This is a genomic window from Rhodanobacter soli, assembly GCF_039523495.1.
In the GTDB taxonomy this organism is placed as follows: Bacteria; Pseudomonadota; Gammaproteobacteria; order Xanthomonadales; family Rhodanobacteraceae; genus Rhodanobacter; species Rhodanobacter soli.
The window spans coordinates 47,108-63,039 of sequence record NZ_BAAAFK010000002.1; the positions used below are offsets into that span (position 1 = coordinate 47,108).

At 67.5% G+C, this 15,932-nt stretch carries 12 protein-coding genes; 9 read left to right on the top strand and 3 right to left on the bottom strand.

Going from position 1 to position 15,932, the window contains the following annotated elements; translation table 11 throughout:
- Positions 1–18 precede the first annotated feature (18 nt).
- The 3 genes from ABD024_RS15280 (at position 19) to ABD024_RS15290 (ending at position 3,444) form a co-directional block, all read left to right on the top strand.
- Positions 19–1,416: a glycosyltransferase family 2 protein gene (locus ABD024_RS15280; protein ID WP_343854946.1), complete on the top strand. Its 1,398-nt coding sequence runs from the start codon at positions 19–21 to the stop codon at positions 1,414–1,416.
- Positions 1,413–2,810, top strand: a complete 1,398-nt coding sequence (locus ABD024_RS15285) for an ATP-binding protein (protein ID WP_343854950.1) — start codon at positions 1,413–1,415, stop codon at positions 2,808–2,810. Before ABD024_RS15280 ends, ABD024_RS15285 begins: the two co-directional genes overlap by 4 nt.
- An 88-nt stretch (positions 2,811–2,898) precedes the next feature.
- The gene (locus ABD024_RS15290) at positions 2,899–3,444 is read left to right on the top strand and encodes a CcdC protein domain-containing protein (protein WP_343854954.1); all 546 of its coding nucleotides are present in this window, start codon (positions 2,899–2,901) and stop codon (positions 3,442–3,444) included.
- 9 nt (positions 3,445–3,453) lie between these two features.
- On the opposite strand, the gene zapE is transcribed toward ABD024_RS15290, so the two are convergent.
- A complete protein-coding gene (gene zapE, locus ABD024_RS15295; protein ID WP_343854964.1) occupies positions 3,454–4,572 on the bottom strand; it encodes a cell division protein ZapE in 1,119 nt (372 codons plus the stop codon).
- Between the two features lie 38 nt (positions 4,573–4,610).
- Positions 4,611–5,300: an alpha/beta hydrolase gene (locus ABD024_RS15300; protein WP_343854967.1), complete on the bottom strand. Its 690-nt coding sequence runs from the start codon at positions 5,298–5,300 to the stop codon at positions 4,611–4,613.
- A 48-nt stretch (positions 5,301–5,348) separates the two neighbouring features.
- Between ABD024_RS15300 and ABD024_RS15305 the strand changes: the two genes are divergently transcribed.
- Positions 5,349–5,942: an acyl carrier protein phosphodiesterase gene (locus tag ABD024_RS15305; protein WP_343854972.1), complete on the top strand. Its 594-nt coding sequence runs from the start codon at positions 5,349–5,351 to the stop codon at positions 5,940–5,942.
- 81 nt (positions 5,943–6,023) lie between these two features.
- On the opposite strand, the gene ABD024_RS15310 is transcribed toward ABD024_RS15305, so the two are convergent.
- Positions 6,024–6,545: a c-type cytochrome gene (locus tag ABD024_RS15310; protein WP_343854977.1), complete on the bottom strand. Its 522-nt coding sequence runs from the start codon at positions 6,543–6,545 to the stop codon at positions 6,024–6,026.
- A 494-nt stretch (positions 6,546–7,039) separates the two neighbouring features.
- On the opposite strand from ABD024_RS15310, the gene ABD024_RS15315 reads away from it, so the two are divergent.
- From ABD024_RS15315 to ABD024_RS15335, 5 genes are all read left to right on the top strand, one after another.
- Positions 7,040–8,287 carry an efflux RND transporter periplasmic adaptor subunit gene (locus ABD024_RS15315; RefSeq protein WP_343854981.1) on the top strand — a complete coding sequence of 416 codons (1,248 nt, stop codon included), beginning with the start codon at positions 7,040–7,042 and terminating at the stop codon, positions 8,285–8,287.
- Positions 8,288–8,390: 103 nt separating this feature from the next.
- Complete coding sequence (locus ABD024_RS15320; protein WP_343854985.1) at positions 8,391–11,630, top strand: efflux RND transporter permease subunit; 3,240 nt, start codon at positions 8,391–8,393, stop codon at positions 11,628–11,630.
- A 144-nt stretch (positions 11,631–11,774) separates the two neighbouring features.
- Positions 11,775–14,909 carry an efflux RND transporter permease subunit gene (locus ABD024_RS15325; RefSeq protein ID WP_343854990.1) on the top strand — a complete coding sequence of 1,045 codons (3,135 nt, stop codon included), beginning with the start codon at positions 11,775–11,777 and terminating at the stop codon, positions 14,907–14,909.
- A 117-nt stretch (positions 14,910–15,026) separates the two neighbouring features.
- Complete coding sequence (locus tag ABD024_RS15330; RefSeq protein WP_343854997.1) at positions 15,027–15,323, top strand: LysM peptidoglycan-binding domain-containing protein; 297 nt, start codon at positions 15,027–15,029, stop codon at positions 15,321–15,323.
- A 15-nt stretch (positions 15,324–15,338) separates the two neighbouring features.
- Entirely contained in the window at positions 15,339–15,845 is a 507-nt protein-coding gene (locus ABD024_RS15335; protein ID WP_343855003.1) for a hypothetical protein, read from the top strand.
- The last annotated feature ends 87 nt before the right edge of the window (positions 15,846–15,932 follow it).

Consider the following 15,932-nt stretch of genomic DNA (forward strand, 5'->3'; position numbering starts at 1 on the left):
GCCCCTGGATTGATATTCATGAAGCTGCCCGTCAGCAAGCGCATACAAGCCGAGGTTGCGGTGGACGCCCTTGCCGGACCTCGCCGTCCCGGCGCGGTCGCCAGCTTGCTGAGTCGGACGCGTTACGTACCCGTGCGACTGAAGTTCGCCGTGACGCTGATGCTGGCGTTGGCGTGGGGAGTGAGCTCCTATCTGATTGCGCAGCACTGGCTCGATGAGCTGGCTCTCATCATGGGCGGTTTCTTCGCGCATCTGGCGATCCTCGGCATCGCGATCCTGCCGGGTTTCATGAACGCATTCCTGGTGGTGGGGCTGCTGCTGGATCGGCGACCGCCGCGTACCGCGATCGCCACCTACCCGGGTATCACCGTGCTGGTGGCGGCGTACAACGAGCAGGATTCCATCCTGTCCACGTTGGAAAGTCTGAGCAAGCAGGATTACCCGGCACCGATGCAGGTGCTGGTGATCAACGACGGTTCCACGGACGCCACCATGGAACGCTTGCGCAGCGTGTCCTATCCGTGGCTGCAGGTGCTCGATCTGGAGCGCAACGGCGGCAAGGCCAATGCGCTGAATCAGGGCCTCAAGTTGGCCGGGCATTCGCTGACGATCACGTTGGACGGCGATTCGTATCTGTACCGTCATGCGCTGCGTCATCTGGTCGGCCGTTTCCTCAGCGATCCGCTGAATACGTCGGCGGTGGCCGGGGCCGTGCTGTTGCGCAACTCGCGCCTGAATCTGGTGACCAAGGTCCAGGAATGGGACTATTTCCATGGCATCGCCGCCATCAAGCGGCTGCAGAGCCTGTTCCAGGGCACCCTGGTGGCGCAAGGCGCGTTCTCGCTCTATCGCACCGAGGTTTTGCGCGAGTTGGGCGGCTGGCCGGAGTGCGTGGGCGAGGACATCGTGCTGACCTGGGCGATACTCAACCGCGGCGACCGCGTGGGCTATTGCGAAGACGCCGTCACGTTCACCAATGCACCCGCCACGTGGAGGCAATTCATCCGCCAGCGCCAGCGCTGGTCACGCGGGTTGATCGAGGCGTTCAAGGCGTACCCGCAGTTGCTGTTTCGTCGGCGCATGAGCACGATCTTCATCTGGTGGAACCTGCTGTTCCCCTACATGGACCTGGTCTACACGCTGTTCTTCGTGCCGGGACTCGTGTTGGCGTTGTTCGGCTATTACTGGCTGGCCGGCCCGATGACCCTGCTGGTGTTGCCGCTGGCCTTCGTCGTCAACTATCTGATGTTCTACGTCCAGTCGCAGATGTTCCGCGCGCAAGGCCTCAAGGTGCGCCGCAATCCGGTGGGCTTCGTGATGTATGCCTTGTTCTACGGCTTCGTGCTGCAGCCTGGCTGCGTGGTGGGCTATCTGTCCGAACTGCTCAACCTGCGCAAGCGCTGGGGGACGAAATGAAGCGCGCCCTTCCGCTGTTGCTGCTGTTGCTGATGCCCGCCGTGCATGCGCAGACCGTGGCGGACGGAGTACGCGCGGGGCGCGCTGCGCTCGAGGCCGGCGCGCCGCAGCGGGCGCGCGCGTTGTTCAGCGCGGCGCTGGCGCAGCCGGGCAATCAGGAAGACTTGTTTGCGGCGGCCATTGGCCTGGGCCGGGCCAGCCTGTGGCTGGGCGATTACCCGGCCGCCGCGCGTGCGTTCGGTATCGCCCGCGAACAGGCCGGCGATACTGCCGGGCGACAGTTGGCCGATAGCGGGCTGGCCCAGGCCCTGAATGCGCAGGACTACCCGCGCAAGGCGTACGCGCTGGTGGCACCGTTCGCCAAGGGGCGGGCTGCGCCGACCCTGGAGCTGCTGCGGGCGATGCAGGCGCTGGGCTGGCAGGACAAGAGCACGGCCTACCTGACCGCCACGCCGCCTGCGGCGGCCTACGCCGGGGCACAGTACCGGCTGCTGCGGGACGACATGCAATACGCGCTGGCACCGCAGGTGGAAGGCAGCTTGAGCTTCAGCCACGACAGCGAGGATCTCGATACCTGGCATGCGGGTGCCGCCTGGCGTTCCGCCCCGCGTGCCGGTGCGCAACTGGTGCAGGCGTGGGGCGCTGCCTTCGGCACCACGCGGGTGGACGACCGGCAGCGGCAGCACCGGCTGGATGAGGCGGCGCTGCTGGGCCAATGGCGCATCGTCGACGAGCACTATGCCGATCTGCGGCTTGGCCTGGGCCACAGCGGTGCCTGGCAGTACCTGCAGGGTGCCGTGAACTGGACGTGGCGGAGCAGCGACAGCTTCAGCCTGTCGGCCGGGGCGGAGCGCGCGCCGCTGCTGACCGATGCGGCGATCGGGCGGCGGCTCGTCGGCAACACCTACAGCCTCGCCAGCAGCCTGCGCGCGGCAGCGTCCTGGTACGTGATTCCGACGTACTACCGCCAGACGTTCAGCGATGGCAACCGCCGCGACGGCGGCTCGCTGCGCGTGCTGCTCAGTCCGCGCGACATCCCCGACACCGCCGCCGCGCTCGGCGCGCAGCTGTCCACGCGCGTCTTTCACGGCAGTCAGCCGAGCCGTGGGGTGTATTTCAATCCGGCCCGCTACCGCGCGGTGCAGGCGGGCCTGATCGGCGTGTACGGTCTCGGCCCCGGTTGGAAGCTGCGCGCCACGGCCGAGATGGGCCGACAGTTCATTGACGGCGCCGGCGCGGGCATCTACGGCTGGCAGGTTTCACTGCAGGGGCGCCTGCCGCGCAACGGCCGTTTGCAGCTGCAGCTGGGTCGCAGTTCGGCCGCCTCGGAAAGCAGCGGCGGCGCGGGTTACTGGAACAACAGCCTGATGCTGTCGGTCAGCTACCCGCTTTGATCCGCCGGGCATCGCGTCAGCGGCTGGCGGCCGTCGTGGCGTGCCGATTCGACTAAGCTGTGCGCACGTCCACCCCGCCGTGATCTCGATGCCCGCCCATCTAACCTCGTACTTCGTGATGCTGCCGCTGCTGGCCTGGATCGTCTGGCGGCGGGTGAGCCGGCAGTTTGGCCGCCAGCCGATCCGGCGCAAGCGAATGATCTTCCGCGTCGCGGTGTTCGCGATCCTTGGCGGCCTGCTGGCGCTCGGCGGATTCCACCACGTCGCACTGGCCGAGGGGCTGCTCGGCGGCGCGCTGCTCGGTGGCGCGCTGGGCCTGCTCGGCCTGCGCCTGACCCGCTTCGAGGTCGACCCGGTGAAGGGCGACTGCTACGTGCCGAATCCGTGGATCGGTGCGCTGCTCACCGTGCTGCTGCTGGGCCGGCTGGGTTGGCGGTTGATGGTCGTGTGGCCGCAGATGCAGCAGGTCTCGGCCGCGCCTGGTGCGATGCCGCCGATGGGCTACGCCGCCAGTCCGCTGACCATGCTGGTGATCGGCCTGCTGGTCGGCTACTACATCGTCTACTTCAGCGGCCTGCTGATCCACCACCGCCGCTTCCAGCGGGCGCATCCCGGTACGGCGACGGCGCTGTGAGCCGTCGCCTCACTCCGGGCGATGCGGCAAGGCCAGGTATTCCTCGCTCTGCATCTCGATCAGCCGCGACTCGGTGCGGCCGAACTCGGCGCGCAGGCGCTCGCCGTCGTACAGCTCGGTGATCGGCGCGGCGGCGGACAGCACCAGCTTGACGTGGCGGTCGTAGAACTCGTCGACCAATTGCACGAAGCGCTTGGCCGCGTCCTCGCTGTAGACGGTGAACTGCGGCACGTTGGAGACGATGATCGCCGGGCCGGCCTTGGCCAGTGCGATGTAGTCGGCGACCGCGCGCGGGCCTTCGCACAGCGCGGCGAAGTCGAACCACAGGATGTTGTCGGCACGCTTGTGGAACGGGATGCCGCGGCTGTTGATGTGCAGCACGCCATCCTCCTGCACGTTGCCGCTGGCCTGGCTGGCGAAGATGCGCGCCAGCGCGCGATGCGCCTCGGCGCCGGGCGGGGTCAGGTAGACCGGTGCCTGGGTCAGCGCGCGCAGGCGCCAGTCGCGCGAAGAAGCCATCTCGACCACGTGGCAGCGCTGTTCGATCAGTGCGATCGCAGGCAGGAAACGCGCGCGCTGCAGGCCGTCCTTGTACAGGTTCGCCGGCGCGGTGTTGGAGGTGGTGACCAGGGTGACGCCGCGCGCGAACAGTGCGTCGAGCAGGTTGGACAGGATCATCGCGTCGCCGATGTCGTTGACCAGGAACTCGTCCAGGCACAGCACGCGGCAGCGTCCGGCGATGCCGGCGGCGACCTCGACCAGCGGACTCTGCTGCTCGCCCAGGCCGCGCAGGCTCTCGTGCACCTCGCCCATGAAGCGGTGGAAGTGCCGGCGCAGCGCCACGCCGTGCGGCAGGCTGGCCACGAACAGGTCCATCAGGAAGGTCTTGCCGCGGCCGACCGTGCCCCACAGGTATAGTCCCGCGACCGCTTCGGGCGGGTCGTTGCCGAGCAGCGATTTCAGCCGGCCGAACAGGCCGTTGCCGTTCGCCGGTTCGGCGCACAACGCAGCGTGCATGCGGTCGAACTCCGGCAGCAGTGCCAGCTGGGTCGGGTCGGACTCCCAGCGGTGCGCGGCGACGCCTTCGAGGTAGCGCGCGCTGGGCGCGAGCGAGGGGGATTCACTCATGGAACGGACAAGTCTTGGCAGGGGATGATCGGCGGTCGTCAGGCATGCCGCTTCGGCGGCAGCCAGCCGCGCACCGCATGCTTGATCGCGCCGCGCAGGTCCATCAGCCGGCGGTGGAAGAAGTGGCTGGTCTCGGGCATGCGCACCAGCTCGGGCTTGTGCTTCAGCGTCTCGACCCAGTCGAACACCGCCTGCGGCTCGACGATCTCGTCGGCCTCGCCCTGCACGATCAGCCACGGGCAGGTCGGCAACGCGACCGCCTCGAATGGCCAGCGCCCGACCGGCGGCGCGATGCTGATCAACGCATCGGCGCGCAGGCGCACCGCGTTGGCGATGACCACGTAGCTGCCGAACGAGAAACCGGCCAGCCACAACGCATCGTCCGGGCGCGTGCGGCGCACCCAGGCCACCACCGCGGCCAGGTCGTCGCTTTCGCCATGCCCCTTGTCGTAGCTGCCCGCCGAATTGCCGGCTTCGCGAAAATTGAAGCGCACCGTATCCAGCCCGGATTCACGCAGCGCCCGCTCGGCCATCGTCACCACCTTGTTGTGCATGGTGCCGCCCTCGATCGTGAGCGGATGGCACAGCACGGCCACGCCGCGACGCGCACAGGCCGGTTCGGCGACGTCGCTGATGGTCTCGAGCTTGCCGGCGGGGCCGTCGAGCATGAAACTGGCGGCGACGTCCGGAAAGCTGACAGGTTCGGCAGAGAGCTCGGTGGGATTCATGTGCACGATGATAACCGCCGGGCGGATCGGCTGCCGCGGAGGCCCCGGATGAACCACCTGGCGCATGCGTTGCTGGCCGGCGACGACGAGGCCCTGCAGCTCGGCGGGATGCTGGGCGACTTCGTGCACGGACAACCGGACCCGGCCGTGCTGCCGTCGCGGGTGATCGCCGGCATCCGCCTGCATCGGGCGATCGACGTGTACACCGATGCTCATCCCGAAGTGCTGACGGCGAAGGCGCTGCTGCCATCGCCGTATCGACGCTACGCGGGGATCCTGCTGGACATGTGGTTCGACCGCTGTCTGGCGCGCGATTTTCCACGCTGGAGCGTGCAGCCGCTGCCGGAGTATTCCGTCGCCTTGCGCGCCCTGCTGTGGCGGCAGGATGCGCTGCTGCCGCCACCGCTGCGGCGCTTTCGCAACTACATGGAGGCGTATGGCCTGCCGGCCGGCTACGCCGACGACGCCGTGCTGGGCGAGGCGCTGGGCGGTATCGGGCAGCGCCTGAGCCGCGCCAATCCGCTGGATTCGGCGTTGCCGGTGCTGCTGGAACGGGAAGCGGAATTGCAAGGGCGCTTCGAGGCGTTCTTTCCGGAGCTGCGAGAGTTTGCGCGGGAGTGGATCGAGGCGCACGCGGAGTGAGCGTCTGCGCGCTCTGCGGCCAAGGGGCAAACGAAAACGCCGCCCGGGAGGGGCGGCGTTTGATTTCGTTTCATTGAAGCGTTACTTCACCTGATCGGCAATCCAGTGCACGGCATTCGTCACCTGTTCGTCGGTGAGCGCCGGGTTGCCGCCCTTCGGCGGCATGAAGTTGCCGTCGGGGCCGTGGTAGCCCTCGATCGCGTGCTTGACCAGGGTATCGATGCCCTGGGCCACGCGCGGCCCCCAGTTGGCCTTGTCGCCGGTCTTCGGTGCACCGGCGACGCCGGAGGTGTGGCAGCTGGTGCACAGGTGATCGTAGATCGCCTTGCCGTCGGTGGTGCCGCCGTAGGCGACCTGCGACGCGGCGGCCTTGGTCGCGGCATCGGCGGCGGCCTGCATGGCGGCGCGGCCGGTATTGCCGGCGTAGACGGCGCCGTCCGGCGCGATCCGCGCGGCAACCCTGGCGGGCTGCTTCGGGTTGGTTTCCTTCGGCTCGTGGTCGTGGATCGCCAGCGCCGCGAAGATCAGCACCACCGTCAGCACGGCCAGACCGCCGATCATGATCGAAAACTGGCGCAAGACGCTCTGGTCGGACTTGCTCATGGGACCGCTCACGCACGTACTCCTGTCAGTGGGCAAGGCGGAACGCCACGATGGCTGCCCCGACCTGCCTGAATTGCCTGTTGCTGTCGCACCGGCCCGATGGACGCGTCCCGGTGTGGATTGCCGTGCGTGAGTGCACGGCACGGATCACGCTTGCCGTTCGACCCGGATTCGGGGGTCGGACAGGCAACAGTCGGCGATTATAAACGAAGCGCGCGGCAAGTTTCAGGCTTCCGCGGCGACCCGCCGCGGTGACCGTGCCTGCCGCGGCAGCCCGCCCGGTGCCTGCGGATGGCCCTGCAGCGGGCGGCGCCCCTGCCATCGGTCATGCTGTACCCATGTCAACCGGCATTGTTCAAGTTCGTTGATCTGCCCCTATGCTTTCATCTCAAGAGACGCGTGCCGGCATGGCCCGGCAGGCGTCCGTTGTTTTGCAGACACATGCCACGCAGTCGTGTGCCGGTCGGGCGCACCGTTCAATCCAGGAGTTTTACATGTCGCGTTTTTGGAAGATCGCGTTGATCGTGATTGCCGTGATCGTCGTGGCAGCGGTGGGTTTCCGCCTGCTGCACAAGGCCACCCCGGCCGGTTCCGCGTCGGCGCAGTCCGCCACCAAGAGCAAGGGCGGCAAGGATGGCAAGGATGAAACGCCGCCGGTGCCAGTCACCGTGGTGCCGGTGGTCAAGCAGAACGTGCCGGTCTACCTGACCGCGCTGGGCACGGTGCAGGCGCTCAACACGGTCACCGTGAACCCGCAGGTGGGCGGCCAGCTGCTCAGCCTGGAGTTCACCGAGGGCCAGCCGGTGAAGAAGGGCCAGGTGCTGGCGCAGATCGATCCGCGCACCTACCAGGCCGCCCATGACCAGGCCGTGGCGCGTCAGCGCCAGGACCAGGCGCTGCTGGAAACCGCGAAGAGCAACCTGGCGCGCAGCCAGGACCTGGCCGCCAAGGGCTACATCTCCAGGCAGGACCTGGACACCCTGCGCAACACCGCCGCGCAGTACGCGGCCGCGGTGGCCGCCGATGCGGCCAGCGTGCGCGACAGCCAGGTGCAGCTGGCCTACACCAAGGTGATCTCGCCGATCGACGGCCTCGCCGGCATCCGCAACGTGGATCCGGGCAACGTGGTGACCACCAGCACCGGCATCGTCACGCTGACCCAGCTGCATCCGATCAATGTGATGTTCACCCTGCCCGAGCAGAACCTCGACATGGTGCGTGCCGCCGCCGCCCAGGAAGGCGCCGCGCTGCAGGTGACCGCGCTGGACCGCACCGATGCGCACCCGATCGCCAGCGGCGGCGTGCTCAAGGTGATCGACAACCAGATCGACACCAGCACCGGCACGTTCCGCCTGAAGTCGGAGTTCACGAACGCGAAGAACGAGTTGTGGCCGGGCCAGTTCGTCAACGTGCAACTGCTGGTGAGCACCGTCGACGGCGGTCTGGTGATTCCGGCGCAGGCGGTGCAGCGCGGTCCGGACGGCGACTACGTCTACCAGGTGCAGGCCGACAGCACGGTCAAGATGCAGGTGGTGGCGATCGCCGGTGAAGTGGGCGACAGTCACGTGATGATCGGCAGCGGCCTCAAGGTCGGCGACCGCGTCGTCACCGAAGGCCAGTTCCGGCTGAAGCCGGGCAGCAAGGTCAACGCGCTGAAGCCGGGCGAAGTGCCGGCGGCGCCGACCGCGGCCGAACTGGAGAAAGCCAAGCAGAACAGCAAGGGCGGTCGCCGTCGCGGCTGAGCGGCCGCGTGCCGACCCGTGCCACGCCACCGCAGCCGTGCGAACCCGGCCGTGTCCCGGCCATGATCGCGGCTGAACCCGCACCTACACGTTACGGATAGCCATGGGATTCTCGACCCTCTTCATTCGCCGCCCGATCGCCACCTCGCTGTTGATGGTGGCGGTGCTGCTGCTCGGCATCCTCGGCTACCGCCAGCTGCCGGTTTCGGCGTTGCCGGAGATCGAGGCGCCCAGCCTGGTGGTGAGCACGCAGTACCCGGGTGCCAGCGCCAGCACCATGGCGGCGCTGATCACCACGCCGCTGGAGCGCAACCTGGGGCAGATCTCCGGGCTCACCATGATGAGCTCGGATTCCTCCGCCGGGCTGTCCACGATCATCCTGCAGTTCTCGATGGACCGCGACGTCGACATCGCCGCGCAGGACGTGCAGGCGGCGATCAACCAGGCCAAGGGCACCTTGCCGGGCAACCTGCCGTATCCGCCGGTGTACAACCGCGTGAATCCGGCCGACGCGCCGATCCTCACCCTCAAGCTCACCTCCGACAGCCGCCAGCTGCGCGAGGTGAACGACCTGGCCGACTCGATCATTGCGCAGAAGCTGTCGCAGGTGCAGGGCGTGGGCCTGGTCTCGATCGCCGGCAACGTGCGCCCCGCGGTGCGCGTGCAGGTCAACCCGGCGCAGCTGTCCAACCTCGGTCTCACGATGGAGGACGTGCGCAGCGCGCTGACCCAGGCCAACGTCAACGCGCCGAAGGGCACGCTGAACGGCAAGACGCAGAGCTACTCGATCGGCACCAACGACCAGTTGAGCGACGCGGCCGAGTACAAGAACACCATCATCAGCTACAAGAACAACTCGCCGGTGCGGTTGTCCGACGTGGCCAAGGTGGTCGACGGCGTCGAGAACGACCAGCTCGCCGCGTGGGCGAACGGCCAGCCGGCGGTGCTGCTGGACGTGCGCCGCCAGCCCGGCGCGAACATCGTGCAGACCGTCGAGCAGATCCGCAACGTGCTGCCGGAACTGCGCACCGCGCTGCCGGCCGACGTGCACCTGGACGTGTTCGCCGACCGCACGGTGACCATCCGCGCCTCGGTGCGCGACGTCGAGTTCACCCTGATCCTCACCGTGTTCCTGGTGATCGGCGTGATCTTCGTGTTCCTGCGCCGGCTGTGGGCCACGATCATCCCGTCGGTGGCAGTGCCGCTGTCGCTGATGGGCACGTTCGGCGTGATGGCGTTCACCGGCATGTCGCTGGACAACCTGTCGTTGATGGCGCTGGCGGTCGCCACCGGCTTCGTGGTGGACGATGCGATCGTGATGATCGAGAACATCGTGCGCTACATCGAGCAGGGCAGGGACGGCAAGGAAGCGGCCGAGGTCGGCGCGAAGGAAATCGGCTTCACCGTGCTGTCGCTGACCGTGTCGCTGGTGGCGGTGTTCCTGCCGCTGCTGCTGATGCCTGGCGTCACCGGCCGGCTGTTCCACGAATTCGCCTGGGTGCTCACGATCGCGGTGACCATCTCGATGCTGGTGTCGCTGACGCTGACGCCGATGATGTGCGCCTACCTGCTCAAGCCCGACCAGCTGCCCGAGGGCGACGACGCGCACGAGCGTCACGCCGCCGCCGGCAAGCGCACGGTGTGGTCGCGCACGGTGCACCTCTACGAGAACTCGCTGGACTGGGTGCTCGACCATCAGCGCCTGACCATGCTGGTGGCCGGCGCTGCGGTGGTGCTCACCGTGTTCCTGTACATCGTGATCCCCAAGGGCCTGCTGCCCGAGCAGGACACCGGCCTGATCACCGGCGTGGTGCAGGCCGACGACAACATCGCGTTCCCGCAGATGGAGGACCGCACCAAGGCGGTCGCCGAGGCGCTGCGCAAGGACCCCGCGGTGGCCGGCGTGGCCGCCTTCATCGGCGCCGGCACGATCAACCCCACCCTCAACCAGGGCCAGCTCAGCATCGTGCTGAAGGACCGCGGCGACCGCGACGGCCTGGATGAACTGCTGCCGCGGTTGCAGCACGCGGTGGCCGGCATCCCGGGCGTGGCGCTGTACCTGAAGCCGGTGCAGGACGTGACCCTGGACAGCCGCGTCGCCGCCACCGAATACCAGTATTCGCTGTCCGACGTGAACTCGGTCGAGCTGGCCGGCTACGCCAACCAGATGACCCAGGCGATGCGCCAGCGGCCGGAGCTGGCCGACGTCGACAACAACCTGGCCAACAATGGCAACGCGCTGAAGCTGACCATCGACCGCGAGAAGGCCAGCCGCCTCGGCGTGCCGGTGCAGAGCATCGACGACACCCTGTACGACGCGTTCGGCCAGCGCCAGATCTCCACCATCTTCACCCAGTTGAACCAGTACCGCGTGGTGCTGGAAGTGGCGCCGGAGTTCCGCACCAGCGACGACCTGCTGAACAAGCTCACCGTGCGCGGCAACGGCAACGGCGCGCTCACCGGCAGCAACGCGACCAGCTTCGGCCAGTTGAAGTCGAGCAACTCGGCGACACCGTCGGGCATCGGCAACGCCGGCAACGTCGGCTTCGAGATCGGCGGCGGCGGCACCATTCCGCTGTCCTCGCTGGTCAGCGCCGAGGTCACCAGTGCGCCGCTGGTGGTCAGCCACCAGCAGCAGCTGCCGGCAGTGACATTGGCGTTCAACGTGGCGCCCGGCTACTCGCTGTCCGACGCGGTGGCGGCGATCCACCAGGTCGAGCAGCAGCTGAACTTCCCGCCGCAGGTGCGCGGCGAGTTTGTTGGCAAGGCGGCCGAGTTCACCTCCTCGCTCGGCGACGAGGTGCTGCTGCTGCTGGCCGCGATCGTGGTGATCTACATCGTGCTGGGCGTGCTGTACGAGAGCTACATCCACCCGCTGACGATCATCTCCACGCTGCCGCCGGCCGGTGTCGGCGCGCTGCTGGCGCTGATCATCTGCGGCATGAGTCTGTCGGTGGACGGCATCGTGGGCATCGTGCTGCTGATAGGCATCGTGAAGAAGAACGCGATCATGATGATCGACTTCGCGATCGAGGCGCGCCGCACCGGCCTCAACGCGCGCGACGCGATCCGCCGTGCCTGCCTGCTGCGCTTCCGCCCGATCATGATGACCACCGCCGCGGCGATGCTCGGCGCGCTGCCGCTGGCGCTGGGCAACGGCATCGGTGCGGAACTGCGCCGGCCGCTGGGCGTGTCGATCGTGGGCGGCCTGCTGCTGTCGCAGCTGGTCACGCTGTACACCACGCCGGTGATCTACCTGTACATGGAACGCTTCTCCGACTGGCTGGCCGTCCGCCGCGAGCGGCGCGCCCTGACCCACGCCCAGGCCCGCAGCGCGGCGTGATCCTGCCGATGTCCTGCTACCCCTCCCCTGCTTGCAGGGAGGGGTCTTCGCGCAAAGCCCCGATCAACCTTTTCGCGGCCCGGACGTTGAGGGTGGAATGATCTGTTCACGCACCACCCGCCCGTCCCCGCCCACGTTGAATCCATGAACATCTCCGGCACCTTCATCCGCCGCCCGATCGGCACGTCGTTGCTGGCGATGGGCCTGTTCGTGGCCGGCGTGATCTGCTACTTCCTGCTCGGCGTGGCGGCGCTGCCGAACATGCAGTTCCCGGCGATTTTCGTGCAGGCCAGCCAGGCCGGCGCGGACGCCAGCACGATGGCATCCACCGTGGCCGCACCGCTGGAACGCCACCTGGGCCAGGTGCCCGGTATCGAGACGATGCGTTCGTCCAGCTCCGAGGGGCGCACCTTCGTCTTCATGATGTTCCGCAACGGCACCGACCTGGATTCCGCCGCGCGCGACGTGCAGGCGGCGATCAACTCGGCCGCACCGGACCTGCCCAGCGGCCTCAACGGCGCGCCCAGCTACCAGAAGGCGAACCCGAACGACGACCCGATCATCGCGCTGGCGCTGACTTCGACCACGCAGTCGGCGGCCGACTTGTACAACCTGTCCGACACCCTGCTGGCGCAGCGGCTGCGCCAGTTGCCGGGCGTATCGTCGGTGGAGATCGCCGGTGCGGCCACGCCGGCGATCCGCGTGGACGTGAACCTGCGCGCGCTGAACGCGATGGGGCTGTCGCCGGACCAGCTGCGCAACGCGCTGAGCGCGGCCAACGTGACTTCGCCGGAGGGCTTCCTGTCCAACGGCAAGACCACCATGTCGATCAGCGCGACCACCCAGCTGCACAGCGCGGACGAATTCGCCCAGCTGGTGATCGCCAGCCGCAACGGCACGCCGGTGCGGCTGGCCGATGTGGCGAAGGTCTACGCCGGCCAGCAAGACGCGTACCAGGCGGCCTGGTTCCACGGCAAGCCGGCCGTGCTGATGTACGTCTACAGGAAGGCCGACGCCAACGTCATCGCCACCGTCGACCTGGTCAGGGATCAGTTGCCGTTGCTGCGCGACTACCTGCCGCCGGCCACCGTGCTGACCCCGTTCTTCGACGGCACGCCGACCATCCGCGCCTCGCTGCACGAGGTGCAGGCCACGCTGCTGATCTCGCTGGCGATGGTGATCCTGGTGATGGCGCTGTTCCTGCGCCGGCTGGCGCCGACCCTGATCGCCGCGGTGGCGGTGCCGCTGTCGCTGGCCGGCGCGTTCGTGGTGATGTACATCCTCGGCTACACGCTGAACAACCTCACCCTGCTGGCGCTGGTGATCGCGATCGGCTTCGTGGTCGACGATGCGATCGTGGTGATCGAGAACATCATCCGCCACATCGACGCGGGCATGTCGCGCATGCAGGCCACCCTGGCCGGCGCGCGCGAGATCGGCTTCACCATCGTCTCGATCACCGCCTCGCTGATCGCCGTGTTCATCCCGCTGCTGTTCGCCGGCGGCGTCACCGGCATGTTCATGCACGAGTTTTCGGTGACCCTGGTGGCGGCGATCGTGGTCTCCGCGCTGGTCTCGCTGACGCTGACGCCGGCGCTGTGCGGGCGCTTCCTCAACGGGCATGCCGCGAAGGAAAAGACGCAGCCGTCGCGACTCGCGCGCGCGCTGGACGGTTTCCACACCGGCATGCTGCGCGTATACACCCGCGCACTGAACTTCTCGCTGCGGCATGCCCTGCTGTTCTCGCTGACCCCGCTGGTGCTGATCGTGGTCACGTTCTATCTGTTCGGCGTGGTCAAGACCGGCCTGTTCCCGGCGCAGGACACCGGCCTGATCTGGGGACGCGCCAGTTCCAGCGCCACCGTCTCGTTCGCCGAAAGCAGGCAGCGGCTGGAGCGGTTGACTACGATGCTGATGGCCGACCCCGACGTCGCCACCGTGGGTTCGCGCCTGGGCAGCAGCCGGCAGGGCACCAGCGGCTCGTTCAACATCGACCTGAGGACCCGCGCCGAAGGCCGCCAGGACGACACCTTCGCGGTGCTCGCGCGGCTCAGTGCGAAGGCGGCGAACTATCCCGACCTCAACCTGCGCCTGCGCCCGGTGCAGGACCTGCCCAGCGGTGGTGGCGGCGGCACCAGCCAGGGTGCGCAATACCAGGTGTCGCTGCAGGGCAACGACCTGACCAGCCTGCAAGAGTGGCTGCCGAAACTGCAGGCCGAGTTGAAGAAGAATCCCAAGCTGATGGATGTGGGCACCGACGTCGACGAAGCCGGCCTGCGCCAGAACATCGTGATCGACCGCGACAAGGCGGCGCGGCTCGGCGTGTCGATCGGCAGCATCGACGGCGCGTTGTACGACGCGTTCGGTCAGCGCCAGGTGTCCACCATCTACTCGGACATCAACCAGTACCAGGTGGTGGTCAACGCGCTGCCCGAACAGACCGCCACACCGGAGGCGCTCAACCGCATCTACGTGCGCTCCAGCAGCGGCCAGATGATCCCGATCACCGCGTTCGCGCGGCAGGAGCCGGGGCTGGCGCCATCGCAGATCACCCACGAAAACCAGTACACCACGATGGACTTGAGCTTCAACCTCGCGCCCGACGTGAGCATGGGCGAGGCGATGGCGATCATCCAGTCCACCGTGAAGAACATGCGCATGCCCGGCGACATCCGGGTGCAGATGGGCAACGACTTCCGCCGCTTCCAGCAATCGCAGAGCGGCATGGGCTGGCTGATCCTGGCCGCCGTGCTCACCGTTTACATCGTGCTCGGCATGCTGTACGAAAACCTGATCCATCCGATCACCATCCTGTCCACCCTGCCGGCCGCCGGCGTGGGCGCGTTGCTGGCGCTGTGGCTGACCGGCACCGAGCTGTCGGTGGTGGCGCAGATCGCGCTGGTGCTGTTGATCGGCATCGTCAAGAAAAACGCGATCATGATGATCGACTTCGCCCTGGTCGCCGAACGCGAACACGGCAAGAGTCCGCTGGAAGCCGCGCGCGAAGCCTGCACGGTGCGCTTCCGCCCGATCATGATGACCACCATGGTCGCCATCCTCGCCGCCTTGCCGATCGCGATCGGTCTCGGCGAAGGCAGCGAACTGCGCCGCCCGCTCGGCATCGCCCTGATCGGCGGCCTGCTGATCTCGCAAAGCCTCACCCTGCTCAGCACCCCGGCGCTGTACGTCATTTTCTCGTGCCTGGCCGAGCGGCGGAAAGCGTGGTGGGCACGGCGGCGGCCGCGCAAGGCGATGGTGGCCAGGCCCGATCCCGGCTGAGAAAAGGGTGGTCGGGCGACATGGCCAGGCAGCTGAACGCCCCGGCAACGCACTCACAACCCGTTAACCGCAAGGTGGTTATCACTGATTCCCTCTTCCCGGACGGAGTTGCGTGCGATGGGCAACGAGACAAGCAAACCGGATTTTTCCGATGTACGGGGCGGGGTGAAATCCACCGCGCCGGATGCACCGCCCAAGGCGGATTTCAGTGACGTGAAGTCGCAGGTCAGTTCAACCGCCGACGCGGCCACGACCTACACCGTGGTGGCAGGCGACAGCCTGTCGAAGATCGCCAAGCACTTCTATGGCAGTGCGAATGCGTGGAAGCGGATTTTCGACGCGAACCGCGACCAGCTGACCGATCCGGACCGGATCCAGCCCGGCCAGACGTTGAAGATTCCCGCCCAGTCCTGAAGCAGGAGGTATCCCATGAAGATGACTCGCCAACCCTTGATCCTTGCCGCATCGCTGGCCGCGGTGCTGGCTTTGAGCGCCTGTGGCAAGAAAGATGAATCGGCCGCGCCGGCTCCGTCCGCGATGCCGCCTGCCGCGACCGCACCGGCACCTGCGCCATCCTCCACGGCACCGATGGCCATGAACAACGCGCCCGCCGCGGTCACGTTCGGTTCGGTCGAGCTGGGCTCGACGGTCGACGCCAGCAACAAGATCCTCGCCAGCAGCACCAGCTTCGCGCCGACCGACACCATCTATGCCTCGGTCGACACCAGCGGCAGCGGCAACGCCACGCTGGCGGCGAAGTGGACGTACCAGGACGGCCAGACCGTGCATGAGGACAGCAAGACCCTGAATGCCATGGGCCCGGAGACCACCGCCTTCATGATCAGCAAGCCGGGCGGCTTCGCGGCAGGCAACTACAAGGTCGATATTTCGCTGAATGGCAGCCACGTCGCCAGCAAGGATTTCACGGTGAAGTAAGTTGCTGCAGCGATGACGGACGAAACGCGAGGGCGCGGCCATGCCGCGCCCTCGTCGTTTTTGTCTCGCGCGGCGGCGCCGTACGTC